Annotated in this window: 23 protein-coding genes, 2 pseudogenes and 1 riboswitch; of the genes and pseudogenes, 13 read left to right on the forward strand and 12 right to left on the reverse strand. The window is 62.9% G+C overall.

The annotated features are described in order from the left end of the window. Window positions 1-46 precede the first annotated feature (46 nt). Window positions 47-2,107 carry a DNA topoisomerase IV subunit B gene (gene parE, locus FCU66_RS24175; protein WP_136619500.1) on the reverse strand — a complete coding sequence of 687 codons (2,061 nt, stop codon included), beginning with the start codon at window positions 2,105-2,107 and terminating at the stop codon, window positions 47-49. 238 nt (window positions 2,108-2,345) lie between these two features. Here parE and cpaB point away from each other — a divergent pair, with 238 nt between their 5' ends. From cpaB to FCU66_RS24230, 11 genes and pseudogenes are all read left to right on the forward strand, one after another. After that, window positions 2,346-3,272, forward strand: a complete 927-nt coding sequence (gene cpaB, locus FCU66_RS24180; protein WP_246093996.1) for a Flp pilus assembly protein CpaB — start codon at window positions 2,346-2,348, stop codon at window positions 3,270-3,272. Window positions 3,273-3,331: 59 nt separating this feature from the next. Further along, on the forward strand, window positions 3,332-4,750 hold the full coding sequence (locus tag FCU66_RS24185) for a type II and III secretion system protein family protein (protein ID WP_425462865.1): 1,419 nt from the start codon (window positions 3,332-3,334) through the stop codon (window positions 4,748-4,750). A 4-nt stretch (window positions 4,751-4,754) separates the two neighbouring features. Then, window positions 4,755-5,024, forward strand: a complete 270-nt coding sequence (locus FCU66_RS24190) for a hypothetical protein (protein WP_136619461.1) — start codon at window positions 4,755-4,757, stop codon at window positions 5,022-5,024. Window positions 5,025-5,068: 44 nt separating this feature from the next. Continuing rightward, window positions 5,069-6,283 (forward strand): CpaE/TadZ family protein, encoded by a 1,215-nt coding sequence (locus tag FCU66_RS24195; RefSeq protein WP_136619460.1) that lies wholly within the window; start codon window positions 5,069-5,071, stop codon window positions 6,281-6,283. Next, window positions 6,280-7,701 carry a TadA family conjugal transfer-associated ATPase gene (locus FCU66_RS24200; protein ID WP_136619459.1) on the forward strand — a complete coding sequence of 474 codons (1,422 nt, stop codon included), beginning with the start codon at window positions 6,280-6,282 and terminating at the stop codon, window positions 7,699-7,701. The genes FCU66_RS24195 and FCU66_RS24200 overlap by 4 nt, the downstream gene beginning before the upstream one ends. Window positions 7,702-7,705: 4 nt before the next feature. Continuing rightward, window positions 7,706-8,671: a type II secretion system F family protein gene (locus FCU66_RS24205; protein WP_136619458.1), complete on the forward strand. Its 966-nt coding sequence runs from the start codon at window positions 7,706-7,708 to the stop codon at window positions 8,669-8,671. A gap of 1 nt (window position 8,672) precedes the next feature. After that, a complete protein-coding gene (locus tag FCU66_RS24210; RefSeq protein WP_136619457.1) occupies window positions 8,673-9,635 on the forward strand; it encodes a type II secretion system F family protein in 963 nt (320 codons plus the stop codon). Between the two features lie 79 nt (window positions 9,636-9,714). Beyond that, window positions 9,715-10,548, forward strand: coding sequence for a PA3715 family protein (locus FCU66_RS24215; RefSeq protein ID WP_168991968.1), 834 nt, complete (start codon window positions 9,715-9,717; stop codon window positions 10,546-10,548). 132 nt (window positions 10,549-10,680) lie between these two features. Further along, window positions 10,681-11,151 carry a hypothetical protein gene (locus FCU66_RS24220; RefSeq protein ID WP_136619456.1) on the forward strand — a complete coding sequence of 157 codons (471 nt, stop codon included), beginning with the start codon at window positions 10,681-10,683 and terminating at the stop codon, window positions 11,149-11,151. Between the two features lie 164 nt (window positions 11,152-11,315). Continuing rightward, window positions 11,316-12,488, forward strand: coding sequence for a GGDEF domain-containing protein (locus tag FCU66_RS24225; RefSeq protein WP_136619463.1), 1,173 nt, complete (start codon window positions 11,316-11,318; stop codon window positions 12,486-12,488). A gap of 128 nt (window positions 12,489-12,616) precedes the next feature. Beyond that, window positions 12,617-13,674 (forward strand): annotated as a pseudogene (locus FCU66_RS24230) (alpha-hydroxy-acid oxidizing protein). Between the two features lie 325 nt (window positions 13,675-13,999). Here the strand turns inward: FCU66_RS24230 and gcvP are convergent. The 3 genes from gcvP to gcvT are packed head-to-tail and all read right to left on the reverse strand — an operon-like array spanning window position 14,000 to window position 18,302. After that, window positions 14,000-16,810 carry an aminomethyl-transferring glycine dehydrogenase gene (gcvP, locus tag FCU66_RS24235; protein WP_136619455.1) on the reverse strand — a complete coding sequence of 937 codons (2,811 nt, stop codon included), beginning with the start codon at window positions 16,808-16,810 and terminating at the stop codon, window positions 14,000-14,002. Window positions 16,811-16,827: 17 nt separating this feature from the next. Then, window positions 16,828-17,196 (reverse strand): glycine cleavage system protein GcvH, encoded by a 369-nt coding sequence (gcvH, locus tag FCU66_RS24240; protein WP_126068937.1) that lies wholly within the window; start codon window positions 17,194-17,196, stop codon window positions 16,828-16,830. A 5-nt stretch (window positions 17,197-17,201) separates the two neighbouring features. Next, window positions 17,202-18,302 carry a glycine cleavage system aminomethyltransferase GcvT gene (gene gcvT / locus FCU66_RS24245; RefSeq protein ID WP_136619454.1) on the reverse strand — a complete coding sequence of 367 codons (1,101 nt, stop codon included), beginning with the start codon at window positions 18,300-18,302 and terminating at the stop codon, window positions 17,202-17,204. A 149-nt stretch (window positions 18,303-18,451) separates the two neighbouring features. Beyond that, a riboswitch (glycine riboswitch) is annotated at window positions 18,452-18,538 on the reverse strand. 306 nt (window positions 18,539-18,844) lie between these two features. Between gcvT and FCU66_RS24250 the strand changes: the two genes are divergently transcribed. Beyond that, window positions 18,845-19,846 (forward strand): hypothetical protein, encoded by a 1,002-nt coding sequence (locus FCU66_RS24250; protein WP_136619453.1) that lies wholly within the window; start codon window positions 18,845-18,847, stop codon window positions 19,844-19,846. A gap of 19 nt (window positions 19,847-19,865) precedes the next feature. Here FCU66_RS24250 and FCU66_RS24255 read toward each other — a convergent pair whose 3' ends face one another. Both FCU66_RS24255 and FCU66_RS24260 read right to left on the reverse strand, forming a co-directional pair. After that, the gene (locus FCU66_RS24255) at window positions 19,866-20,591 is read right to left on the reverse strand and encodes a GntR family transcriptional regulator (protein WP_136619452.1); all 726 of its coding nucleotides are present in this window, start codon (window positions 20,589-20,591) and stop codon (window positions 19,866-19,868) included. An 8-nt stretch (window positions 20,592-20,599) separates the two neighbouring features. Then, window positions 20,600-21,880: a D-amino acid dehydrogenase gene (locus tag FCU66_RS24260; RefSeq protein ID WP_136619451.1), complete on the reverse strand. Its 1,281-nt coding sequence runs from the start codon at window positions 21,878-21,880 to the stop codon at window positions 20,600-20,602. A 217-nt stretch (window positions 21,881-22,097) separates the two neighbouring features. Between FCU66_RS24260 and FCU66_RS24265 the strand changes: the two genes are divergently transcribed. Next, window positions 22,098-22,892 (forward strand): maleate cis-trans isomerase family protein, encoded by a 795-nt coding sequence (locus FCU66_RS24265; protein ID WP_136619450.1) that lies wholly within the window; start codon window positions 22,098-22,100, stop codon window positions 22,890-22,892. A gap of 25 nt (window positions 22,893-22,917) precedes the next feature. Here the strand turns inward: FCU66_RS24265 and FCU66_RS24270 are convergent, their stop codons facing one another. The 6 genes and pseudogenes from FCU66_RS24270 to FCU66_RS24295 all read right to left on the reverse strand — a co-directional run. Continuing rightward, window positions 22,918-23,709, reverse strand: coding sequence for a molybdopterin-binding protein (locus tag FCU66_RS24270; protein ID WP_136619449.1), 792 nt, complete (start codon window positions 23,707-23,709; stop codon window positions 22,918-22,920). 1 nt (window position 23,710) lies between these two features. Continuing rightward, window positions 23,711-24,592, reverse strand: coding sequence for a cytochrome b/b6 domain-containing protein (locus FCU66_RS24275; protein WP_136619448.1), 882 nt, complete (start codon window positions 24,590-24,592; stop codon window positions 23,711-23,713). 97 nt (window positions 24,593-24,689) lie between these two features. Beyond that, on the reverse strand, window positions 24,690-25,367 hold the full coding sequence (locus tag FCU66_RS24280; protein ID WP_136619447.1) for a DUF1345 domain-containing protein: 678 nt from the start codon (window positions 25,365-25,367) through the stop codon (window positions 24,690-24,692). 31 nt (window positions 25,368-25,398) lie between these two features. Continuing rightward, window positions 25,399-25,866 carry a YaiI/YqxD family protein gene (locus FCU66_RS24285; RefSeq protein WP_136619446.1) on the reverse strand — a complete coding sequence of 156 codons (468 nt, stop codon included), beginning with the start codon at window positions 25,864-25,866 and terminating at the stop codon, window positions 25,399-25,401. A gap of 64 nt (window positions 25,867-25,930) precedes the next feature. Continuing rightward, entirely contained in the window at window positions 25,931-26,500 is a 570-nt protein-coding gene (gene gfa / locus FCU66_RS24290) for an S-(hydroxymethyl)glutathione synthase (protein WP_136619445.1), read from the reverse strand. A 67-nt stretch (window positions 26,501-26,567) separates the two neighbouring features. Then, window positions 26,568-26,846: pseudogene (locus FCU66_RS24295) on the reverse strand (S-(hydroxymethyl)glutathione dehydrogenase); the annotation flags it as partial.

Below are 26,846 nucleotides of genomic sequence, written 5' to 3' on the forward strand. Positions count from 1 at the left end.
ATGCTCGTCTCCGCAACTGGAGCCCGTGTTATGGACTGGCTGGCGGCTAGATATCCAGCACTTCCGTCTCGGCGAATTCGGCGCGTTCCTGGATGAAGCGGAAGCGCGCTTCCGGCTTGGTGCCCATCAGCGCATCGACGGCGTCCTTGGTCGCCGCCTCGGCGTCAATCACATCGATCCTGAGCAGGGTGCGTTTCCTCGGATCCATGGTGGTCTCCTTGAGCTGGGCGGCCATCATCTCGCCCAGACCCTTGAAGCGGCCAAGTTCGACCTTGCCGCGCCCGGTGAACTCGGTGCGCAGGAGCTCGTCCTTGTGCGCGTCGTCGCGGGCATAGGCGACCTTGCCGCCTTGCCTGATCGAGTAAAGCGGCGGCACCGCAAGATAGAGATGGCCGCCGCGCACCAGCGCCGGCATCTCCTGGTAGAAGAAGGTGATCAGCAGCGAGGCGATGTGGGCGCCGTCGACGTCGGCGTCGGTCATGATGATCACGCGGTCGTAGCGCAGATCTTCGTCGCGGTATTTCGACCGCGTACCGCATCCCAGCGCCTGGATCAGGTCCGAGATCTGTTGGTTTCCGGCAAGCTTGTCGTTGCCGGCGCTGGCGACGTTGAGGATTTTTCCGCGCAGCGGCAGGACGGCCTGGCTGGCGCGGTCGCGCGCCTGCTTGGCCGAGCCGCCGGCCGAATCACCTTCGACGATGAACAGTTCGGCGCCAGCCGCGGCATTCTGCGTGCAGTCGGCGAGCTTGCCCGGAAGGCGCAATTTGCGCACCGCGCTCTTGCGCGACACTTCCTTTTCCTGGCGTCGGCGCACCCGCTCGTCGGCGCGTGCGATCACCCATTCGAGCAGCTTCGACGCTTCCTGCGGGTTGTCGGCCAGCCAATGGTCGAACGGATCGCGGATCGCGGTCTCGACGATGCGGATTGCCTCGATCGTCGCCAGCCTGTCCTTGGTCTGGCCGACGAATTCCGGCTCGCGGATGAACACCGACAGCATACCCGCCGCCGAGATCATGACGTCTTCGGAGGTGACGATCGAGGCGCGCTTGTTGCCGACGAGATCGGCATAGGCGCGCAGGCCCCGCGTCAGCACGTTGCGGAAGCCGGCCTCGTGGGTGCCGCCTTCGCCGGTCGGGATGGTGTTGCAGTAGGAATTGATGAAACCGTCGCCGCCGAACCAGGTCACCGCCCATTCGAGCGAGCCATGGCCGCCCTGTTTCTCGCTCTTGCCGGCGAAAATCTCGCGCGTCACCTGAAAATCGTCGCCGAGCGATGCCTTGAGATAGTCCTTCAGGCCGCCGGGAAAATGGAATTCAGCCTTGGCCGGTGTCTGATCCTTTTCCTTGATCAGTGACGGATCGCAGGTCCAGCGGATTTCGACGCCGCCGAACAGATAGGCTTTCGAACGCGTCATACGGTAGAGCCGCGCCGGTTCGAATGCCGCGCCCTTGCCGAAAATCTGCTCGTCGGGGTGGAAGCGGATCTTTGTGCCGCGCCGGTTGTGGACCTCGCCCAATTGTTCCAGGCCGGTCACGGGAACGCCGCGCGAAAAGCGCTGGCGATAGAGCTGGCGGCCACGCGCGACCTCGACCTCGAGATGGTCCGACAGCGCGTTGACCACGGACACGCCGACGCCATGCAAGCCGCCTGATGTTTCGTAAACCTTGGAGTCGAACTTGCCGCCCGAATGCAGCGTCGTCATGATCACTTCGAGCGCCGGCTTCTTGAACTTCGGATGCGGATCGACCGGGATGCCGCGGCCATTGTCGGTGACGGCGAGATAGCCGTCGGCCGAGAGCTCGACGTCGATGAAGGTGGCATGGCCGGCCACCGCTTCGTCCATCGAATTGTCGATGACCTCGGCGAACAGATGGTGCATCGCCTTGTCGTCGGTGCCGCCGATATACATGCCTGGCCGGCGGCGCACCGGCTCCAGCCCTTCCAGCACCTCGATGTCGGCGGCGCTATAGCCCTCGCTGCCATCCTTGGTCGCGGCAGGACGCTTGGTGGCCTGCACCAGCTTGGTGGCCTGGACCAGCGGATCCGCCGGGCGAGCCGGCTGCGGCTGCTTGTCCATATTGCCGAAGAGATCGTTGTTGTCGTCCATGCGTGCCATAGAGTCCGATGCTGCGAATCACCTCGCGATACTGCCACGCTTTTCCGCGCCAAGCGACCGAGGTTCCTGTTCCGTTCGGGGATATGATCCCTCTTAACCCAAAACCATTCGATAACCAAGCCGACGGAAATAGATCTAATACCACCGAGCAAAATTCCTGATTCTTTAACAATGCCGCCTAGGGTTAAGCCCAACAAAACAAGAAACTGCGGGCATCAGGGGTTTCGGCGTGAGGGGCAAGGCCATATCGATGATCGGCATCGCCGCCGTTTTTGGCGCGATCTCGATCTTTGCCGCGGATTTCTGGGTCAAGAGCCAGGCCAAGGCCGATTCCGAAGAGAAGACGGCGTCGATCCCGGCACCTGTTGTGCCCAGGGTAGAGTTCAAGACCATCGTGGTGGCGAATGCGCCGCTGCGTTACGGCATGGAACTCGACCGGGCGCAGCTTAGCGAAATTCCGTGGTCGGAAGGGTCCGTGCCGCAGGGTGCCTTCACCACCATCAATGCGTTGCTCGCCGACGGCAGCCGCGTGGTGCTGTCGCCGATCGAGGTCAACGAACCGGTGCTGCTGACCAAGCTGTCCGGGCCAAATGGCCGCGCGACGCTCTCCAACATGATGACGCCCGGAATGCGAGCGGTGACCATCCGCACCGACGAGATCGCCGGTGTCGGCGGCTTCGTCACGCCAGGCGACCGTGTCGATGTCGTGCTGACGCGCGATGCCGGCGAAATCCAGGAAGTGGCCAAGAACGCTCAGGGCGCTGCCGGATCGACGGTCACCTCCGAGATCGTTGTCGCCGATGCCAAGGTGCTGAGCGTCGGGCAGGGCGCCGACGAGCGCCAGACGACGCCGCAGATTTCCAATTCCGTGACCATCGAGGTGACGACCGACGGCGCGCAGAAAGTGGCGCTGGCCCGCACCGTCGGCACCCTGTCCTTGTCGCTTCGGTCCTCCAGCGATGGTGGTGACGGCAAGAACGGCGTCACCACCATCTCCTCCTTCGGTGGATCGGTCGCCTCGAACGTCCAGGCCGCAGCCGGCTCGTTGTTCGATGCCGTGGCGAAAGAGCCGGAGAAACCGAAGTTCAAGACGGTCATCGTGACGCGCGGCACAACGGCCGAGGAATACCAGGTTCCTTCGCGGGACCAGAAATAGAAGCCAGTGGGGACTGGGTGAGGGACGGGACAATGTTTGGGCTGATCACATATCGGGTCATGGGACGGTTGCGCGTTTTGCGCACCGTGGCCGTCGCTGCTTCGCTGGCTGCCGCCGCGATGCTGGCCTTCGGCACCTGCGCCAGGGCCGACAACGATATCGTCTATGTGTCGTCGACCAAGAATGCGTCGATCAAGGTTGCCAAGGGCAAGCCGAAGACGATCATGACCAGTGCCGCCTTCTACCAGATCGTCATCGGCGACCCGGAGATCGCCAACGTCAATCCGCTGACCGACAAATCCTTCTACGTGCTCGGCAACAATCTCGGCACCACCGGCATTGCGCTGTTCGATGACAAGAAGCAGCTCGTCGGCACCGTCGACATCGAGGTGACGCTCGACACCGACCAACTGGCCAGCACCATTCGCGCCAGCGTGCCGGATGCCCGGATCAAGGTCGGTTCGGCCAATGGCCGTGTCGTGCTGTCGGGCGAGGCGGATGATGCCGTCGCCGCCGAAAAGGCAAACAAGATCGCGACGCGCTTTTCCGGCAACGAGGAGGTGATCAACTCGGTCAACATCTCGTCGTCGCAACAGGTCCAGCTCAATGTCCGCTTCGTCGAGATCAACCGCCAGGCGGGCCAGGATCTCGGCGCCAAATACAGCGCCAACTTCGCCTACGGCCTTGGTGGCCGCGATGTCTCGCTCGATCCGGGTACAGTGCCGGCGGCTGGCACCGGCGAGATCATCGGCCGGTTGCTGTCGAATGGCGTGTCGATCGATATCGCCATCAAGGCGCTGGAAGAGCGCGGCCTGGCGCGGCGGCTGGCCGAGCCGAACCTGATCGCCCGTTCCGGCCAGACGGCGAGCTTCCTCGCCGGCGGCGAATTTCCGATCCCGGTCTCCGAGGACAACGGCAAGATCTCGGTCAGCTACAAGAAATACGGCGTCAGCCTCGATTTCACGCCGACCGTTCTGAAGGACGGGCTGGTCAGCCTGGACATCGCGCCGGAAGTCTCCTCGATCGACGCTTCGGCCTCCTACAATATCGGCAACATCTCGGTTCCCGGCTTCATTGTGCGCCGTGCCAGGACGTCGGTCGACCTGAAGAACGGCCAGAGCTTCATGATCGCCGGATTGCTGCAGTCGCAAAACGACATCACCACATCGCGCATTCCTGGTCTCGGCAAGATGCCGGTGCTTGGGGCGCTGTTCTCCTCGAAATCCTATCAGCGGCGCGAGACCGACCTGGTCATCATCGTCACCCCCTATCTGGTCAAGCCGGTCGATCCGTCGAAGAAGCTCGTCGAGCCGACCGACGGCACGCAGCCGGCCAGCAACGCCGACTATTTTCTCAACAACACCGAGGAAGTGAAGACGTCCGACGCCAATCGCGCGCTGGCAATGGCCGACGGCAGCGTCGCGCAGCCGGCTGCCGTCACCACTGTCGGGCATTTCCTCGACCTGCCGAAGGACTGAAGCCATGCGTCTGGCCTTGAGATCGAGCATAGCCCTGCTGCTGGCCGGTTTTGCCGCCGGCTGCACCAGCGACGACTACGTGCGCAGCGAAGGGCCAACGATCGGCGCCGGCGAAGCACAGGCCGCCAACACCGTCATGCAGATGGTCGATCCCTGGAAATACGGGGTCCAGAACACCAGGCTTCTGGTGCCCGCCCAGCGAGGCAGCGCGGCGGCTGTCACCCCCGACCAGGCGGCCGGTGCGAAGGCGTCGCAATCCACCACGAGCAACTGATTCAACGGGCAACTGGTCAACGGGCGACCTGACAGGCTGACAGAATGGCAAACGGCATCAAGACCAGGAAGATCCTGCTCGTATCGACCGACAGGACCTTTGGGCAGGACACGCGGACCGCATTCGCGGCCTCCGAGATCATCCAGCTCGCGACAGTGGAGAAGAATGTCACGGAGCTGCGCGGCGAGATCCAGGAAGCCGACTTCGGCGCCATTATCGTCGACATGGATGCGGCAAGGCTGGAGGAGGTCGAGTCGCTGCAGCGCATCATGCGCCGGCTGGAGGACAAGGTGCCGGTTGTCGTCGTCACGCAGGAGTTCAACGCGGCCGCGGTGCGCATTCTCGTGCAGCTCAAGGTCTCGGATTTCCTGGTCAAGCCGATCACCACCGCCGATCTCGTGCGCTCCGTGGTGCGGGCGCTGCAAGGGCCCGGGCGCGAGGAAAACACCGAGTCGCAGATCTACACCTTCATGCCGGCTGCCGGTGGCGTCGGTACCACGACGCTGGCGCTGCAAACCGCCTTCCAGCTGCATCACTCTGTAACGCGCGGCGCGTCGACTTGCGTCGTCGACCTCAATTTCCAGCAGGGCGCCTGCGCCGAATATCTCGACCTCGAACCGCGCTTCGACATCACCGAAATCGAGAACCAGCCCGAACGCCTCGACCGGCAACTGCTCGACGTGATGCTGTCCAAGCACGCGAGCGGACTTTGCGTGCTTGCGGCACCGACGCATCCGTCGGAAATGCGCTCGTTCAAGACCGATGTCGTGGTGCGCATGCTGGACCTCGTTTCGGCCTATTTCGACAATGTCGTCATCGACATGCCGCGCACCTGGTTTCCATGGACGGAGACGGTGCTGCTCGGTTCCAACAAGCTCTACATTGTTGCGGAAATGACGGTGCCTTGCCTGCGCCATACGCAGCGGCTGATCCAGGCGGTCTACGAGACCGCCGGCAAGGAAGTGAAGCCGAACGTCATCGTCAATCGTTTCGAACAGAAGATGTTCGACAACGGCATCAAGCAGGCGGACGTTCAGGAAATCCTCGGAGAGCATTTTGTCGGCGGCATCGCCAACAACTACCGGCTGGTGCGCGAGGCGGTCGATCGCGGCGTGCCGTTGCACGAGATCGATCCGAACGCCAATGTCATCAACGATCTGAAGAAGATCATCCTGCCGGAGGAAGCGGTCCCAACCCGGGCGAAATCACGCTCGCTGTTTGGCATGGGCCGTGGATTGCTGAAGAGGAAGGCCGGATGACCAGTCGCTTTTCCACCTTGCAGAACCGCGACGCGCGTCCGCAGCGCACTGCCGAGCCAATGCCGGTCGCCCATCATGCTGTCGTCATTCCGACGAACCGCAAGGCTTTGCCGGCAAAGCCGGAAGCAGCGCCGGCAAAGAATGCCAACAAGGTGCTCGATGCGCGCGTGCGCATCCATCGGCTGCTGCTCGAGGAGATCAATCTTGTCGCGCTGGAGCGTTTGCCCAAGGATGAGATGCGCCGGCAAGTGCATGATTTCGTGTCGGAAAAGACCAAGCAGGAGCGGATGGCGATCAACACCATCGAGCTTGATGCGCTGGTCGACGACATCGTCGACGAGATGGTCGGTCTCGGTCCGCTCGAGCCGCTGCTCAAGGACCCCGACATCAACGACATCCTGATCAACGGCCACCTGAACTGCTTTGTCGAAAAGAAGGGCAAGCTGCAGCCGGTCCATATTCCGTTCAAGGACGAGGCGCATCTCTTGCGCATCGTCAACAAGATCGTTGCCGCGGTCGGCCGTCGCGTCGACGAATCGCAACCGATGGTCGATGCACGCATGCTGGACGGCTCGCGTTTCAACGCGGCCATTCGTCCGGTTGCGGTCGACGGGCCACTGGTGTCGATCCGCAAATTCTCCAAGAACAAGCTCGGCCTGCACAAACTGGTCGAATTCGGCGCCATCACCCAGAACATGGCCGAAGTGCTGGCGGCTGCCGTGCATGCCCGCAAGACGACGATCATTTCGGGCGGCACCGGCACCGGCAAGACGACCATGCTCAATGCGCTGTCGGCCTTCATTCCGGAAGATGAACGGCTGATCACCATCGAGGACGCGGCCGAGCTGCAACTGCAGCAGCCGCATGTCGCGCGCATGGAAACGCGTCCCGCCAACATCGAAGGCCATGGCGAGCTGAAGCAGCGCGATCTGGTCAAGAACGCACTGCGCATGCGCCCCGATCGCGTCATCCTCGGCGAGTGCCGCGGCGAGGAAGCCTTCGACATGCTGCAGGCGATGAACACCGGCCACGAAGGATCGATGGCGACCATCCATGCCAACACGCCGCGCGATGCCATTTCCCGGCTCGAGCAGATGCTTGGCATGACCGGCATGCCGATGACGGTGCAGTCGATCCGCAGCCAGATCGCCAGCGCGCTCGACCTGATCGTCCAGCTGACGCGCCTGTCCGACGGCAAGCGCAAGGTGACCAGCGTCGCCGAGGTGACCGGCATGGAAGGCGATGTCATCCAGATGCAGGAGATCTTCCGCTTCGTGCGTACCGGCATGGAGGCCGACGGCAAGATCCTCGGCTACTACGAGGCGACCGGCATCCGGCCGCGGTTCCTCGAGGATCTGCGCGCCATGGGCATCGAGTTCCCCGGGCGATATTTCGAACCCGGCCGGCCGCAGGAGTAGCCAAGTGTTCGACGGGCTCAGCGCAATCTACGTCGTCTATGCCGCGGCAGCCCTGACCGGCATCCTGATCGCCGAGGCCTGCTACCTGCTTTATGCCGGCCGCAGCGACAAGCGCACGGCCATCAACCGGCGCATGAAGCTGCAGGAAAACAAGATCAGCCAGGAGCAGGTGCTCGTCCAGCTGCGCAAGGAGCGGGGCCTTGACGCGGGTACGCCGCTGTTTTCGCCGGACCGGTTCCGCGCTCTGCGAACCCAGTCGGGCATGATCATGCCGCTGTCGAAATTCCTGATGATCACCTGCGGCGTGGCATTCGCCGCTGGTCTGGTCGCCATCTGGTACGGCTTGCCGCCGCTGATGGGGCTTGTGCTGTTTGTGGTGCTCGTGCCGGTGCTGCCGGTGCTGACGTTGCGTTTCAAGCGCAAGCGCCGGTTGAAACGATTCGGCATGCAGCTGCCGGAGGCGCTGGAACTGATCACGCGTGGCCTGAAGGCCGGCCATCCAGTGCCGGTGGCGATCGCCATGGTCGCGCGCGAGATGCCCGACCCGATCGGCACCGAGTTCGGCGTCATCGCCGACGAAGTGACCTACGGATCGGATCTGGTTTCGGCGTTGAACTCGCTGTTCGACCGGGTTGGACAGGAGGATCTGCCGCTGTTCGTCACCGCCGTCTCGATCCAGACCAGTTCGGGCGGCAATCTGCGCGAGATCCTCGACGGCCTGGCGACGACGATCCGCGAGCGCGGCAAGCTGCGCCGCAAGGTGCGCGCCATCGCGACAGAAGGCCGGATGTCGGCTTACATCCTGACGGCGGTGCCGGCGTTGCTGTTTACCGCCATCATGGCGCTGATGCCGAGCTTCTACCGCGACGTCTGGGGTGAGCCGAAGACCTGGTACCTGCTTGGCGGGTCGATCACCTGGCTGATGCTGGGCAATTTGATGATGTTCAAAATGTCGAATTTCAAGTTCTGACATGCAGGGCTTCATCGAATTCCTCGCCTCGCTCGCGCCGACCTCGTTGATGCCGGTGGCCATCCTGCTGCTGGCTGCGGGCGCTGCCGCCGTTGCATGGCCGATGATGGCGGCGAAGGGCGATCGCGACGAGGTCAAGCGCCGGCTCAGGGTCGACAACGGTCCCGTGGCCGCAAAGCCCGAGCCGGTGCAGAAGAAGAATACCGGCGTCGTGCGCGAGAAGGCGGTGAAGCGGGCGCAGGAATTCTACGCCAAGAGCGATCCGGAAAATGTCGCCCGGCTGCGCATGAAGCTCATCCAGGCGGGATATATGGAGCCGCGCGCTGTCGGCATGTTCTTCCTGATCCGGTTCACCGCGATGATCGGCACGGCAATCGGCGTGTTTGTGCTCAACCGGTGGATGGCCAGCCCGGACGCGACGATGGCCAGCCGCTGGACATTCGTCATCCTGTCGGGAGCGGCCGGCTATTTCCTGCCTGGCTTGGTGCTAAGCCAGAAAGTGCGGGAACGCAGGCGTGAGTACCGCAACGGCTTTCCCGATTTCATGGACCTGATGATCGTCTGCTCGGACGCCGGCATGAGCATGGAGGCCGGCATCGAGCGCGTCGCGAAGGAACTCGCCAAGACCTATCCGGCGCTCAGCCAGAACCTGCAGCTGGTGTCGCTGGAGCTGAGGGCGGGGCGCAGCCTTGACGATGCGCTGAAGGCGCTCGCCGACCGCCTCAGCCTGGACGAGGTGCGCTCCTTCGCCACGCTGCTGCAACAGTCCAAGGAACTTGGCACCAGCCTGTCAGGAGCGCTGCGCGTCTTTTCCGACGACATGCGTCACAAGCGCATGTCGCTGGCCGAGGAAAAGGCGCACGCCCTGCCGGCCAAGATGTCGGTGCCGGTGGTGGTGTGCATCCTGCCGGTGGTGTTGATGATTGCGGCGATTCCAGTCATCGTCAAAATGACGGCGCACTAGCGAGCGCCCCACGAAAGCCCCAGCGGGGCTGACAACCCATTGTTCTGCCCGCATTCTGCCCCTGCGACGTGAGAAGCCCATGCGAATGCTGTTGCGTATTCTCTTCCTTGGCCTTGCCGCCACCAGCTTGTGGCCCGCCTGGGCTGCGGCCGACGATTGCGGCGATGCTGCCGCCTTGGTGCAGCAGGCCTATCCCAAGGCTCGAAAGAGCCCCGACGGCGCCTCGTTCACGCTTGAACCCCATATCAGCATCGCCCTGACGCGCCCGGATAGCGACACGCCATTTGGCCTGGTCTGCAAGATCTGGCCCGCGCATGACGACCTGCTGTTGGTCGCAGTGCCGCTGACCGACAGCGCCCAATCCCGCGACGACGGGCATGTCGGCGATATCGAGCTTCTGGTCGTCGACAGGAACAGCCTGCAGGTGCGCCAGCGCCTGCTCCAGCCCGGGCTGATCACCGACGATGCCATCGCCATCCGCAAGATCGAATTCGATACCGGCCGCTATAGGCTGGCGCCCGATGTCAGCGCCTTCGGCCTGCGCATCGAAATGGCAAACCATTCGCAGCCCAACCCTTTCAGGGAAACCGACCTGCGGCTCTATGCGCTCGCCGACGATGCCCTGCGGCTGGTGCTCGACGGCCTCGTCGTGGCCGGCTTTGGCGGCGAAGGCGACGCCAATTGCGCGGGATCCTTTGAGTCGAGCCAGGTCAGCCTGGCGATGAGCCCGGCAAGCCACCATGGCTATCACGACATCACTGTGGCCGAACGGGCGGATACGGATAATCCGTCCGTCGACGAGAATGGCGAGTGCCAGTCTCATCCCGGCAAGTCCTTGAAGCGCACCTACCGGCTGCGCTATGACGGCAGTCAATACCAGGTTCCCGAGGGGCTCAAAGCCTTGGAGCCATAAAAGCCTTCGTGGTTAATGGCTGGTGTGCTCGAAACCAAATTTTAGCAGCGTTTCGGCACCGAAGTTTAATCGCCGCTCATGTAATGTGTTTCCTGAAGAACGACCCGGCAAATCGGGCGATGAGGCAGGGGCATGCGTCACAATAACTTCACGGCAATGGCCGCGATGGCGGCCGTCTTGATGATGTCTGGCTGTACGACGGGCGGCGTCGACACCACCAAGACCACCGCCATCCAACCGGCGGCAAAGGACGTCGACACCTCCGATCTGGCGCAAGGCAAGGCGCAGTTTCGCGACGCCAATTACGGCCTCGCCGAAAAGCACTTTCGCAAGGCCGTCGAGTTGAAGGCCGACAATGCCGAGGCCTGGATGGGGCTCGCTGCTTCCTATGACGAACTCGGCCGCTTCGACTTCGCCGACCGTGCCTACGGCCAGCTTTTGAAAGTCGCCGGCCGCAAGCCGCAGATCGTCAACAACATGGGCTATTCGCAACTGCTGCGCGGCAATCGCAAGAAGGCCAAGGCGCTGCTGCTCGAAGCGAAGGCCGGCATGGCCGATCCCACCGTCGTCAACGCCAACCTCGCTCTCTTGAACAAGGGTTGATCCGGTCGTTGCGTCCTAGGTCCGGTTTCGGGACATAAGGCATCGACGCTTTGTAAACCCTATCGGCAGGTTGCGTCGAAAGATCGGCTGAAAACCATGTCTGAGGGCTGCCGCTGACCTAGAATGCGGCGTAACCGCCGACGCTCGAGAGGCCCTTGCCCGATATGCTGGACTTCAGTTCGCTCCTGCTCGCAGCCGCGCTGTCGGGCATCTGCCTCAGCGTCACCATGTTTGCGATCTGGTTCACCGCGCCCAAGGCAGGCTTCGTGCTGACGGTGGCATGCGGCATTCTGGTGCTCGTCGCGCATGTGATCCTGTTCTGGCGATACACCAAGGATCCCGATCCGCTGCTCTGTCAGATCGTGCTTGCGCTGCTCACTCTAGGGTTCCTGATCCTCTGCGTTTCGGCCATGCAATATCTGGGCGTGCACGGCTACAGACGTGCCGTTGCACCGGTACTTGCCGCCATGGCCATCTGTGCCGCCGTGACCTTTCTGGGCCTTGATGGTGTCGGCTTCATCATCACCTACACCACGGTGACGGCGCTGCTGTCGGCGATCGGCGCCATGTTCTGGATCAACGGCAGCCATGATCGCCGCATCCTGCTGGTGGTTTCGTTCCTGAGCGGCACCTGCGCGGTGTCGTTTGCGCTCTGCGGCGTGGTTCTGCTGACAAAAGGGCAATGGACGCTCGCGGCCGCGCCCGACAACTGGGCCGAACGGCTGAATTCCGTCGTGGCGGTGGCCTGCATGACCGGGCTCGGCGCATTGACGCTCTCCCTCCACCATCTGCAGGCACAGATCGAACTGAAGGCCGAGACCATGACCGACCCGCTGACGGGGTTGATGAACCGCCGGGCGTTGACGTCGCTCTACGGTGAGCGGAGTTTCGGCCCGTTCATGGCGATCGTCATGTTCGACCTCGACCATTTCAAGCGGACGAACGACGTCTACGGTCACCCGGTCGGGGATCAGGTTCTCTGCCGCTTCGCCGCGGTGATCAAGAGATATGGCAGGACCGGCGTCGACGCTTTTCGTCTGGGCGGCGAGGAGTTCGTTATCGTCATGTCGCGGATGACGGAAGAGCGGGCCCATGATCTCGCCAGCAAGATCGGCGTTGCCTTCGGCACCGAAATCGTTCCCACCCAACTCGGAAAGTTGCGCAGCACAGTCAGTGGCGGCATCGGCTTTGGCGGCGAAGGCAGCAGTCTCGACGAAGTGCTGGCCGAAGCCGATGCGGCGCTCTATGCCGCCAAGAGCGCAGGACGAAATTGCGTCATCAGCCGCAAAGGAATGGGCAAGGCCGACCCGGTCAAGCCGGCCTTGCGCTCGGCGTAGAGCCTGTTCCATCCGTTAACCTGAACGCGTTGTCCTGCGTGCCGTGCCGCCGCCTTGCGGCCAGCGGCGATTTGCGCGAATGTCTCTGGAACAGCCGACTTTTCTTGAGGCGCTGATCAGATTGGTCCATGCCGCTTGACATCGAAACCCGGTTTCTCTGCCTGGCGGATTTTGAACCGGCGGCGCGGGAGCTATTGCCGCACGCGGTTTACGAGTTCATTGCCGCCGGTGCTGGCGAAGAAATCACCAAGCGTGACAATGAAGCCGCATTCGACCGCATCAGGTTAAGGCCGCGCGTGCTGCGCGATGTGACAAGACTTGATACCGGGATCACGCTCTTCAGGCAAAGTCTGCAGCATCCTCTCATCCTGGCCCCGATAGCATATCAGCGGCTGGTGCATCCGGAAGGCGAGGTGGCCGCGGCGCGCGGCGCTGGAGCGGCGGAAGCGGTGTTCACTCTGGGCACCACGGCGACGGCGGCGATCGAGGATTGCGTGGCGGTGAGCCAGTCTCCAGTCTGGTTCCTGCTCTATTGGCAAAGCGATCGCGGTTTCAATGGCGAACTCGTATCGCGCATGGCGGCACTGGGCGCAAAGGCGATCAGCGTGACGGTCGACATGCCAACGCCAGGCGATCGCCGCAGGCAGTTCCGGGCAGGATTCAAAATTCCTGACAGCCTCGCAACGCCATACTTCAAGGACCGGAACACCGGCGTGCTCAAAGTTGGCACTGCGCAGCGGCGTGCCATGCCGACCTGGGCGGATATTGCCTGGCTGCGTTCGCTGACGACCCTGCCGCTTATCCTGAAGGGCATCCTCGATCCTGACGATGCGAGCTGGCGATCGGAACCGGTGCCGATGCCATCGTCGTCTCGAACCACGGTTCGCGTAACCTCGACACCCTGCCGGCGACCATCGACGCCCTGCCCGCCATCGCGGAGCGGGTGGCCGGACGGATTCCCATCATCCTCGACGGCGGGGTGAGGCGTGGCACCGACGTTTTGAAGGCGATTGCCCTCGGGGCAAGCGCAGTCATGATTGGCCGCCCCTATGTCTACGCCCTGGCAACGGGTGGTGCCGAGGGCGTAGCCCATTGTGTCAACCTGCTTCGCCGGGATTTCGAGATGGCAATGGCGCTAACCGGCAGGGCGCGCATCGGCGAGATCGACCGGTCGGTAATCTGGTGAAGCCCGGACCTATTCTTCGGCTACGTTCAGCCGGATATGCAGTTCGGAGTCTTTCGGTCTCGTGATGGGGAGCTTAGGCCCCTAGAACCGGCGCCAGAGATTCCAGGAAGCGCCAGTGGAGGGCGCGACTTGGCTGTGCTCCCCACCATACGCGTTCACCCGCAAAATCTGGACAAAAAGAGCCAAAACAATTCAGGCTCGATCCTATCCATCAAATGCCGGGACCAAACACCTAATGCGGGTCGCGGGCGACCCGCATTAGGTGTTTGTTCTATGCATGTCGTTCTCCCAAAAACCGGGTCACTTTTTGGGCGACATGCATTGGCTACTCCGCCGCACCCAGATAGTCCGAAAGCGGCGGGCAGGAGCAGACCAGGTTGCGGTCGCCGGCGACATTGTCGATGCGTGACACAGGTGGCCAGTATTTGGCTGCCGTGTCGGCGTCGCCGGCGGGATAGGCCGCCTCCAGGCGCGAATAGGGATGGGTCCACTGGCCGGCCAGTGCCTCGGCGGCCGTGTGCGGTGCGTTGACCAGCGGATTGTCGGCCAAAGGCCATTCACCCCTGGCGACTTTCGCCGCTTCGCCTGCGATGGCGATCATCGCCTCGCAGAAGCGGTCGAGTTCCCGCTTGGGCTCGGATTCGGTCGGCTCCACCATCAGCGTGCCGGCAACCGGGAAGGACATGGTCGGCGCGTGGAAGCCGTAGTCGATCAGGCGCTTGGCGATATCATCGACACTGATGCCGGCGCTCTCGTTGAGCACACGGGTGTCAAGGATGCATTCATGCGCGATACGATCGTGACGGCCCTTGTAGAGCAGCGGGAAGTGCGGTGAGAGCCGTGTCGCCACGTAGTTGGCCGAGATGATGGCTGTCTCCGTTGCCTGCTTCAGGCCAGCAGCGCCCATCATGCGGATATACATCCAGGTAATCGGCAGGATGGAAGCGCTGCCGAACGGTGCGGCCGACACGGCATGCGCCGAGCCCTCGGTGACATGGCCCGGCAGGAACGGCTTCAGATGCGCCTTGACGCCGATCGGGCCGATGCCGGGCCCGCCGCCGCCATGCGGGATGCAGAAGGTCTTGTGCAGGTTCATATGGCAGACATCGGCGCCGATATCGGCAGGGCGGGCAAGGGCGACCAGAGCGTTGAGGTTGGCGCCGTCGAAATAGACCTGGCCGCCATGCTCATGAATGAGGGCGCAGAGGTGGCGGGCGCCTTCTTCGTAGACGCCGTGCGTCGAGGGGTAGGTGAACATCAGCGCCGCGAGATTCTTGGAATGCTCGTTGGCCTTGGCTCTCATATCGTCCATGTCGATATTGCCGTCCTCCAGGCAGCGCACGACGACAACGCTCATGCCGGCCATCGCAGCACTTGCCGGATTGGTGCCATGCGCGGAGGAGGGGATCAGGCAGACGGTGCGATGGCCTTCGCCGCGCGAGCGGTGATAGGCGCGGATGGCTAGCAGGCCGGCATACTCGCCCTGGCTGCCGGCATTGGGCTGCAGGCTGACCGCATCGAAGCCGGTGATTTCTGACAGCCAGCCTTCCAGTTCGTCGATCATGGCGCGGTAACCGGCCGAGTGCGCGGCCGGTGCGAAGGGATGCAAATTGGCAATGCTTGGCCAGCTTACCGGCATCATTTCGGCCGCCGCGTTGAGCTTCATGGTGCAGGATCCGAGCGGGATCATGCTGCGGTCGAGCGCCAGATCCTTGTCGGCCAGCCGGCGCAACAAGCGCATCATGTCGGTTTCCGACTTGTTTTCGTTGAAGACCGGCTGGGTCAGGAACTCCTTGCCGCGCGGCTTGCCAGGCACGGTGCTGTCGGCCGACGGAGCGGCCTTGGCGCCGAACAGGGCCGCGATCGCATCGAGATCGGCATCGGTCGAGGTCTCGTCGAAGCTGATGCCGACATGGTTGGCATCGACGACGCGCAGCAGCAGACCGGCCTTTTCAGCCGCAGCGGCGACCTGCGCCGACTTGCCCTTGGTCTCCACCGTCACCGTGTCGAAACGGCTGGCACCGATCACCAACACGCCTGCCGCTTCGAGGCCGCTTGCCAGACGATTGGCCAGCGCATGGATACGCCCGGCAATCGCCTGCAGCCCGGCGGGGCCGTGCCAGATTGCATAGGCGGTCGCCATGTTGGCAAGCAGCGCCTGTGCGGTGCAGATGTTGGAGGTCGCCTTGTCGCGGCGGATATGCTGCTCGCGTGTCTGCAAGGCAAGCCGGTAGCCGGGCCGGCCTTTGCTATCGGTGGATTGGCCGACCAGGCGGCCGGGCATCAGCCGCGTCAACTTGTCGGAGACGGCGCAATAGGCGGCGTGCGGCCCGCCAAAGCCCATCGGTACGCCAAAACGCTGCATCGGGCCGACGGCAATGTCGGCGCCAAGCTTGGCCGGCGCATCGGTCAGGGCCAGGCCGAGCGGGTCGGCGATGAAGACGACGATGGCACCGGTCGCCCGAGCCTTGTCGATCGCCGCCTTGTGGTCGCCATAGACGCCAAACGTATCCGGCCAAGAGACGAGCAAGGCGGCGGTGTTGTTATCGATCGTCTCGCCGTCGATCTCGATGCCGAGCGGCTCGGCGCGGGTGCGCACGACGTCGAGCGTCTGCGGGTGCGGCGTGCCGGCAAGGGCGATCTTGGTGCGCTTGTCGCGGTGGTGGCGCAAGGCGATGCCGACCGCTTCGGCGACGGCGGTGGCTTCATCCAGCAGCGAGGCCGACGCCACCGGCAGACCGGTCAATTCAGTGACCAGCGTCTGGAAGTTGAACAGCATTTCGAGCCGGCCCTGGCTGATCTCGGCCTGATAGGGCGTGTAGGCCGTGTACCAGGCCGGGTTCTCGAACAAATTGCGCTGGATCACTGGCGGCACATGGACGCCATGATAGCCGGCGCCGATGAAGCTCTTCAGCACCGTGTTCTTGGCCATGGTCGCTGACAATTCGGCCAACGCTTCCGCTTCGCTGGCCGGTGCGGGCAGGGTCAGCGGCAAGTCGAGGCGGATCGACTGCGGCACGGCCTGGCTGATCAGCGTCTCGACGGACGGAACGCCGATCACGGCAAGCATGGCTCTGACATCGTTGACGCTCGGGCCGATATGGCGGGCCGAGAAGGGAGTGAGTGCTGCGGTCATGTCAATACGTCCTGATGTCAACCGATATGGGCTTTGTAGGCGGCCTCATCCATGAGGCCGGCGAGCTGGCTTTCGTCGGCAAGCTTCATCTTCCACAGCCAACCGGCCCCGGTTGCCGCCGAGTTGACCAGTGACGGGTCCGACGACAGCGTGCCGTTGGCTTCGGTGATCTCGCCATCGACCGGCGCGTAGACATCGGAAGCCGCCTTGACGGATTCGACCACGACGGCGGTATCGCCCTTGGTCAATTTCTTTCCGGTCTCCGGCAGTTCGACGAAGACGAGATCGCCGAGCTGCTCTTGGGCATAGTCGGTGATGCCGACAGTGGCGATGCCGCCCTCGACACGGAGCCATTCGTGATCGGTTGTGAAATAGGTCGTTGCCATTGAAATCATCCTTTGCGGTAGCGATGCGGTGTGAAGGGCAGGGAGCTGATGTCGACCGGGATTTTCGTGCCGCGAACATCGGCGAAGACCCGTGTTCCGGGCTTGGCCAGCGGTGTCGCGACATAGCCCATGGCGACCGGATGGCCGGCCGAGGGGCCGAAACCGCCCGATGTGACATGGCCGGCGGGATTGCCGTCGGCATCAAAGAGCGCAGCACCGGCGCGCACCGGCTGGCGGCCTTCCGGCTTAAGCCCGACGCGCTTTTGTGCGGGGCCTCGTTCCACGGCGGCACGCAGCGCGTCGGCGCCGATGAAAGCGCCGGAAGCGCGAACCTCCTTCGGGATCGCCCACATCAAGGCGGCGCTGGCCGGGTCGGTCTCCGGCGTGATGTCCTGACCATGCAGGCATAGCCCTGCCTCCAGCCGCAGGCTGTCGCGGGCGGCCAGCCCGATCCACAGCACGCGCTCGTCGCCGAGCAGTTTCGCAACGAGATCGCGCGCATCGGCCTCCGGCAGGCCGATCTCGAAACCGTCCTCGCCGGTATAGCCAGAGCGGCTCATGAACCAGTTCTTCCGCGGTTCTACCCCATGCATGAACAGCAGCGAGCCGGTCTCGATGCCGGCGCGGGAAAGGGCCGCCCAGGCTTCAGGACCCTGGATGGCGAGAAAGACGCGGTCGAGCGGCTCGACCTTGGCGTCGAAATCCGCGGCAAGTGCACGCAAATGCTTTTCGTCGGCCACGGCGTTGCCGGCGTTGGCGACCACCATGAACCTGGTGTCGCCAAGGCTGGTGACGATCAGGTCGTCCAGAATGCCGCCTGCTTCATTGAGGAAGAAGGACAGTTTGGATTGCGAGATCTCGAGCGCGCCTGCATCCAAGGGGCAAGCACGGTTGAGCAGCGCAACCGCCTCCGGCCCGCTGACCTCGAACAGCTTCATATGCGAGATGTCGAACAGGCCAGCCTGCTCGCGGGTGTGAAGATGTTCCTTCATGACGCCGGCCGGATAGGTCAGCGGCATCGACCAGCCGGCAAAGGCGCCGAAGCGCGCACCGGCGGCCATGTGGATATCTTCGAGAGGAAGGTGTTTTGTGTCGTCGCCCGTCATGTCGTCTCCAGAGTCGCACGCAATCGGTCGCGAATGGCGACCAGTCCGTGCCCCTCTGTCTGAAGCCTGAGAGACTCGCGCAACCGGAACTCTGTCAGCGGCGCTTACACCTTCGGCGCGGGGGCAAGCCCCGACTTTCCAGAGTGTCTTTCCCGTCTACGGTTCTTTTGCCTGAGAGATTTCGGGCGATTTCCCCTTCGGCGGCAGCTTTCGCTGCTCTCTCCCGCAAACAGGTAGGACTCAGACCCTGAGTCCTCGACGCGCCATCCATAGCTTGTGCGCGACGGCTTGTCACCTGTCAGCGACATCTAAAGCGCGTCGCGCTGGCGATGCGCTTTAGATCTCTGTTTTCATGCATGTCGTTCTCTCAAAACCGCGGCACACCCTCGGGTCGAGCCCGAGGGCATGCTTTTGGGCGACATGCATTGTTCCGACAAGTCTTCGCTAACCACGCCGTTTGCCGGTTTTTCAAGACACTGCTGATATGTTGGCGGGTATGACGCTTTGGGGCCGGCATTGCCGGCAGCGGACGGGGACGACAAATGGGCGAATTGATCATGAGCGCGCCGGTGGCGGGGCTGACCTCGAAAAGCAGCATCGCCGCGGAGGATGTGGCGATGCTGCGCCATGAGGTGTTCGGCGATGGCGTGGTGACGCGCGGCGAGGCCGAGGCGCTGTTCGCGCTCGACGCCACGGCCAAGGACAAATGCCAGGAATGGCCGCCTTTCTTCATCGAGGCGGTTACCGACTATATCGTCCACCAGGAAAAGCCGTCGGGCTATATCTCGCAGGACAATGCCGACTGGCTGATCCGTACGATCTCTCGCGATGGCATGGTCGACAGCCGGACCGAACTCGAATTGCTGGCCCACGTGCTGGAAGAGGCGAGATCGTCGCCGGGCCAGCTTTGCGTCTATGCGCTGCAACAGGTCGCCCACGCCGTTGTCGACGGCAAGGGACCGCTGATGCTCGGCGGCGCACTGGTTCCCGGACTGATCGCCAAGGCCGAGGTCGAGCTGCTGCGCCGGATCCTCCATGCTCATGGCGGCGACGGCAACATTGCCATCACGCGCGCCGAGGCAGAGGTGCTGGTCAAGATCAATGAGCGGACCGCTCAAGGACGCAACGATCCGTCCTGGAACGATCTGTTCGTCAAGGCGATCGCCAATTTCGTCATGTGCTCGGCCGGTTATGAAGCGCCGACGCGCGACGTGGCGCTGCGCCGTGATGCCTTCCTCGAACACGCCGATCCGGAAATCGGCAGCTTCTTCAGCCGCATGATCTCCGGCGGCCTTGCCGGCATCATGGAGGCCTATCGGTCTCCAGGCGACATCGAGGCCGAGTGGGAAGCCAAGAACAGGGCGGCCGAGGCCCTGGCGCGCCGCGCCGAGACGATCGATGCCGGCGAAGCCGGCTGGCTGATCGAACATATCGGCGTGGACCGGCCACTCTACGAGAACGAACGCGCCCTGCTGACGCTGATCAAGCACGCCTCGCCGGAAATCCATCCGGCGCTGAGGCCGCTGCTCGACAAGGTTGCCTGACCAGTAAAGGGTTGCCTGATCAGATCTGGCCGACGTCGATGTATATCCGTGCCAGGCCTTCCCGAACGGTCGACATGGCATCGGCAACACTGATGGCGATATGGTCATGCATCAGCCTGGCGGCCCTGTCGGCGTCGCGACTGACCATGGCCCGGGCGATCTCGCTGTGTTCGGTGTAGGTCGTCGACAGTCGCCGGTGCTTCTCCACTTCGATCTTGCGAACGAAATGGATGCGCGTGTTGATGCCTTCGAGCATGCGCGCCAGTTCGGGATTGCCTGACAGCCGGGCGATGCGGATGTGAAATTCCTCGTCCCTGGCGGTCAGCTCAGTGCTGGAAAACGAGTCGGCGCGCGCCATGGTGATCGTCCACCAGTCGACGAGCGCGGCGAGCTCCTCATTGGTCGCGCGCTGGATTGCCAGCCTGACGGAGCGCTCCTCGAGCACTGTCCGCACATCGGAAAGATTGACCACCTCGTCGACATCGAAGCCGCGGCAAAAGAAGCCGCGATTGGTCTGGAAGGTGATGAGTTCCTCCGTGACCAGCCGCTGGAGGGCCTCCCGGATCGGGCTACGGCTGACATTCAGCCTCGCGGCAAGCGCCACTTCGTTGATGCGTTCGTTCGGCTTGAAGCGATAGTCCATCGCCATGCGACGGATCTCTTCATAGACACGCGGGCCGGTCTTGATCGGCTTGGATGCCAACGCCGCGTTGTTGTCCTGGTTGCTTTGCCTGGGTCGGAGCATGGCGTCGGTCAAGCCTTTGCGGCGCTTGGTTCGGCGAACCGCGCCTGTGTGGGAAGGATACCATCGAGGGCGACTGGCGCGGCCCGGCCGGCGATCAGATCGGCGACGATGCGGGCCGATCCATGCGCCATGGTCCAGCCGATATGGCCGTGGCCGGTGTTCAGCCAGAGGTTTTTGATGTTGCGCAGGCCGAGGATCGGCAGGTTGTCGGGCGTCATGGGTCTCAGACAGGCCCGCATTTCGGCGCGATCATAGGCGATACCGTGCGGAAAAAGGTCCTGCGTGACGCGCTTCATGAAGGCGAAATCCGAAGGCTTGTGGCTGCGATCATAGCCTGCGAACTCCGCGGTGGCGGTGACGCGGATGCGATCGCCCATCGGCGTGATGGCAACGAGGTTGTGCTCATCGATCATGGGAAGCTTTGGAGCCAGGGCCTGATCAACGATGGGAATGGTCAGGGAATATCCCTTGATCGGGTAGATCGGCAGACCAAGGCCGATCTTGCGGGCAAGGATCGGGCTTTCCGCGCCCAGACACAGAACGTATGTGTCGGCCAGGATCTCACCCTTGTCGGTGACGACCCGGGTGATCGCGTCGTTCCTGCGTTCTATCCCGACGACCCTGGTGCCTGTCAGGATCTTGCCGCCCCTCGTTTCGACGATGGCCGCCAGTGCGCGCGTGAACTTGGCGGCGTCGCCGGTTTCGTCGGTCGGACACAATATGCCGCCGGCAATGCCGCCGCGCGACGAAGCCAGCGCCGGCTCGCGGTTAACGATTTCCTGCGCGTCGACAATGCGGATTTCCTGGCCGTCGGCTTCCAGCAGGCGCATGTTGGCGACGCCCTTGTCGAGCGCCTGACGGCTGCGGTGGAAGTAAAGAATGCCGGCCGAGGTCCTGTCGTATTGGATCGCTTCCTCCCTGACGACTGCCTGAAGGACCGATTGGGAATGGACCGCAAGCCGATGTTTGAGAAGGGTGTTGCGACGCGCCCTGGCGGCCGTGCATTCCCTGAGGAAGCGCAGCGACCAGCTGTAGAGATGCGGGTCGGCGGAGAGTTTGAAACGAAGCGCCTGGTCTTTCTGGAACAGCGACTTCAGCAGGATTTTTGGGGCGGCTGGCGATGACCAGACGAAAGAGTGACCGGGCGCGATCATGCCGGCATTTGCCCAGCTTGCGCCCTCGGCCACCCGCGGTGCCTGCTCGAGAACGGTGACCTGGTGGCCATCCTTTTGCAACTGATAGGCAGTGGTGATCCCGACCACGCCCCCGCCCAAGATCAATACGCGCATTGCCGTTCCAATGGCTGTCGTTCCTATTGTCGACAATTCAATAGGAAGACGCCGATTCTTGTCAACGGCGCACGGGTCTGTGACTGACAAGCGATCCACTCGGGCCTATAATTCGGACGTTTCCCGGTTTCCAAAATCGGCACGGAGCTCTTGACAGTTTCGGCAATGTTGCCGTTTCTATTGTCGACAATTCGAATTTCAGGAAGGGGACTGCACCATGGACGCCCCGGTTACGCGCGCCGACGACATGCTTGTCCTCGACAAGGAACATATTCCCTTCAAGACCGACGACGGTATCGGCACCCGCGCCAATCTAGGCCTGCTCGTGCTGCGGACCGACCAGACCATCGAGGATGAATTCCGCTATGTGCTGCCCGCGCGCGACATCGCTCTGTATGAGGCGCGGCTCTACAGCGATGTCGAGATCACACCGGAAAACCTGATGAAGATGTCAGCCGTGATCCCAGGAACGGTCGGCCTTTTGCCCGACGTCAAGTTCGATGTGATCGGCTTTGCCTGCACGTCGGGAGCGCTTGTCATCGGCGAGGACAAGGTCGCCGCGCGCGTTCACGAGGTGCTGCCGGGCGTGCAGGTGACCAACCCGGTGACGGCGGCGCGGGCGGCGCTGAAGGCTCTGGGTGTCTCGCGGATCGCGCTGCTCACCCCATATCTCGCCAAAATCAATCATTCCCTGCGTGCATCGCTGATGGCGCGGGGGATGGATATTCCGGTCATGGGCTCCTTCAATGAGGCGGACGACAATGTCGTAGCACGCATCACGCCGGCATCGGTCAAGCAGGCCATCCTGGAAATCGGCGCGTCGAGCGAGTGTGAGGCCGTGTTCGTGTCCTGCACCAGCATGCGCGTTGCCCGGATCATCGAGGAGGTCGAGAAGGAGTTGAAGAAACCGGTCACCTCGAGCAACCATGCACTTGCCTGGCATATGCTGCGGCTTGGCGGCATTGCCGAGCAGATTGCCGGAAAAGGCGAGCTGTTTCGTTGCTCGCCGTAGGCTGGCCATCTTTGGAGCCGCGGGTTCAGATTCCGCCGTACCAGTCGTAGCCATTGTCTTCCCAATAGCCGCCCCTGCCGCCGCCGACAGTGGCAAAGCCGTCGACGAGTTCGATCTTGTAGAGATATTTCGGCATCTTGTAGCCGAGCTGGCGCTCGACGCGGACACGCAACGGCGCGCCGTTCTCGACCGGCAGCGGCTTGCCGTTCAGGCCATAGGCGAGGATCGTCTGCGGGTGACGGGCATCGATCAGGTCGATGGTGCCGTAATATTTGATGTCGCCGGAGAGGCTGCGGTCGATCGTGTCGAGGCAATGGAACATGACGTAGCGCGCCTGCGGCTTGACCACCGCCTGGTCCAGCACCAGCGATAGCGGCGTGCCGGTCCATTTGGCGATGCAGCTCCAGCCTTCGACGCAGTCATGGCGGGTGATCTGGGTGCGGCTCGGCATGTTCTGAAGCTGCTCGCGGCTGAGCGACAGCGGCTTTTCGACGAGGCCTGAAACCTCCAGCCGCCAGTCGGCGAAGTTGTTGGCGAGCAGACCTTTGTAGACATCGTCATCGGGAGCGGTGACGCCGTTCGGCCGCTGCGGCTGGCGGATGTCGGCCTCGGTGAATTCCGGGGCCAACGCATCGCGTCCGGCAAGCAGGCGTTGCGCCCGGTATGTCAGGCCATTGGCGTTTTCGAGGAAACTGCGCAGGCCGCTGCCGATGCTCAGCTGGCTGTCGAAAGCGTCGCAGCCCGACAGCATGATGCCGGAGGCGCCGAGGCTGGCACCGGTCAGGAATTTGCGGCGGCTGATCTCAAACTTCGCCATGTCACGCACTCCTCTCGACGGGTTTGTCGTCCTGTGCGGGAGGATCGGTGCGATACCAGCCGGTGATGATCGAGCGCAGTTCGTTGATCGGGCCGGCGGCCAGGATCATCAGGATGTGAACGACAAAGAAGGCGACCAGCAGCACCATGACGGTGAAATGGATGGTGCGGGCCGTCTGCCTACCGCCGAGCAGATCGTTGAGGAACGGCAGCACCGAGTTCATGCTGGGAGACATCGCAAGGCCAGTGATGATCATCAGCGGCAGCAACACGAACAGCACGCCGCCATAGGCCATCTTCTGCAGCGTGTTGTATTCGCGCGTATGGTGGAATTTGAGCTTGGCGTGGTCGATGATATCCTGCGGCAGCCGCTTGAGATCATCGAAGCGTGGCGCGAGATCGCGCCGCAGATGGCCGTTCACAGTGCTGGCGACCAGCCAGACGATCAAGGTCGTGCTCAGTATCCAGGCAAAGAAGAAATGGACCACGCGGGCGGTGCCGAGATCATAGTAGGACGGGATGGTCGCCCAGGACGGAAAGGCGCGGGACGTCTCCTGGCCTGTCGGCCCCGACCAGCCGAGCACCCCCGTGGTGTCGAAGCGTTTGCCGAAGATCTCAGTGTAGCCGCGTGGCCCGGTGTTGGTGTTCTCGGCGCCGATGGCGAAGATGGTGTTGTTGTAGTCGAAGCCCGACTGCTTGCCGATATAGAGCTGCGGGCGAGCATTGAAGATCTGCAGGCCGGACAGCAGCATGAAGAACAGCGAGATGGCCCAGAGCCAATGCGTCAGCCGCGTCCAGCGCGACTGCCGATAGATCAGCGTCTTTTCGTTCGACGCCGAAGCGCCTGGACCGGCGGCGGATTGGCTTCTGGCAACGGATTCCATCTTGTCTCGTCTCCCGGCCTCGCGGCGTGGCCTGCGCGTTCATTGTCCTCCTGATACGTCGCGATCCAAACCAATGTTTCATCCGATCACGGATTTATTACGGAGCGCCCAGGCTGACGGCGAGATTGACGGCGGCGGCGACGATGACCGTGTTGAAGAAAAACGACAGGATCGAATGGACCAGCACGACACAACGCATATGCGTCGTCGAGATGTTGGTGTCGGCGGTCTGCGCCGTCATGCCGATAACCGTCGAGAAGTAGAGGAAATCCCAGCCTTCAGGCCGTTTGTCGCCTGGGAACAGCAGTCCGCCGACCGGAATCTTCTTCTTGGTCTCGGCGTCGACCGCATCGCCATCCATCCAGTAGACATGGGCATAATGGAGCGCTGCCATGGCATGGATGGTGAACCAGCCGAGTGGGATCGACAGCAGCGCGAAGCCGAGCTCGATGGAGTGGGTGCTGTCCTTCTGGTTGATCAGTTGGAACAGCGAGAAGGTGGCAAAACCGACAACGACGAGCGTCACGGCGAAGATGACCAGCACCGGCTGGTCGGTGGCGCGCGCATTCTTGCTCAGATACCTGCCGGTGAACTTCGGCATCTGGGCAACGACCAGAATGACGTAGGCGGCAAAGAATGCGTTGGCGCCGATCGAATAGGCGAGCGGGGCGTGCAGCAGCAACGCCGTGAGGAGCGCCAAAACGCCGAAGCAGGCCGACACCGCGAACAGCATGTGGCGCTGCATGGGAGGCTTCATCGGGATTTCGGCAGCCATGGCGGTTCCAACCTTGGATGGCGCTCGGTTTCTATTGCGGTGTGGCGGATTTCAGGGCGCGCCGCAAGATGCGGTCGAGTTCGCCGAGAAAGCGCGAGCGGTCCTGCGGGGCGAAGCTGGCATTGTAGCCCTTGCTTTCGCCGGTCTCGCGCAAATGCTGCTTGAGATCGCGCATCGCCACCGCCATGCCGATCGTTTCCGGCGTGAAAGGACGCCCCGTGGGCCCGAGCACATGCGCGCCGAGCGCGACCGCGCGGGCGGCCAGCGGAATGTCGGCGGTGATGACGATATCGTTGGTCCGCGCATTGTCGACGATCCAGTCGTCGGCGGCATCGGCGCCCTTGGACACCACGACATTGCGGATCATCGGATCGCGCGAAGGCCGCAGGCCACCATTGGAGACGTAGGTGACGACGACGCCATGGCGCTCGGCGACCTTTTCGACCTCGGCCTTGACCGGGCAGGCGTCGGCATCGACCAGAATGGCGGGTGAGGGCATTGTCTCTCCAGAACGAGCAGGGGCCGGAAACTTGTCCGGCCCCATACCTGAAATCTCACGACTGTCAGGCCGGCAGCGCGCCGGACTTCTTCGCCGTCCAGGTCGCGATATAGTCCATCAGGCCGGGATTGAGGCAGTCGTAGGGTTCCAGCCCGATTGTTTTCAACTGCGCGCGAATGCCGTCCATCCGCTTCGGATCGACGCCGGACTCGATGATCGACGAGACAAAGGCGGTAAAGCCCGGCGGCGACCAGCCGTCCTCCTCGAAGCGCTCGGGATGGATGAAGGACAGGCCCTTGAACGGGTGGTCGCGCTCGACCGGTCCGTGCATGTGGACGCCGCAGCCGGTGCAGGCATGGCGCTGGATCAGCGCTGAGGGGTCGACCACCTTGAGCTTGTCGCCATTCTCGGTGACGGTGACGTCGCCGGTGCCGGCCACGGCAACGACAGAGAACACCGCGCCTGCCGGTTTCCAGCATTTGGTGCAGCCGCAGGCATGGTTGTGGGCGATCTGGCCCTTGACCTTGACCTTCACCGGCTTGCTGGTGCAGGCGCAGACCAGTGTGCCGCCGGAAAAGCTTGCGCTTTCCCTGGGCAAACCATTGTCGATTTTCGGATGCAGTTTCTCCGCCATTCTTTTCTCCTCCCAGTTGTGAACCACAGAAGTCGCGGGCCGATTGGTCGGCGACTTGTGGTCTTCCTCAGTAAACCACCACACTCCTGATCGATTTGCCCTCATGCATGAGATCAAAACCCTTGTTGATGTCCTCGAGCTTCAGCGTGTGGGTGATCATCGGGTCGATCTGGATCTTGCCGTCCATGTACCAGTCGACGATCTTCGGCACATCGGTGCGGCCGCGCGCGCCGCCGAAGGCGGTGCCCATCCAGGTGCGCCCGGTGACCAGCTGGAACGGCCGCGTCGAGATCTCCTGGCCGGCGCCGGCCACGCCGATGACGACCGACTTGCCCCAGCCGCGATG

The sequence above is a fragment of the Mesorhizobium norvegicum genome (assembly GCF_004919685.1).
GTDB lineage: Bacteria > Pseudomonadota > Alphaproteobacteria > Rhizobiales > Rhizobiaceae > Mesorhizobium > Mesorhizobium norvegicum.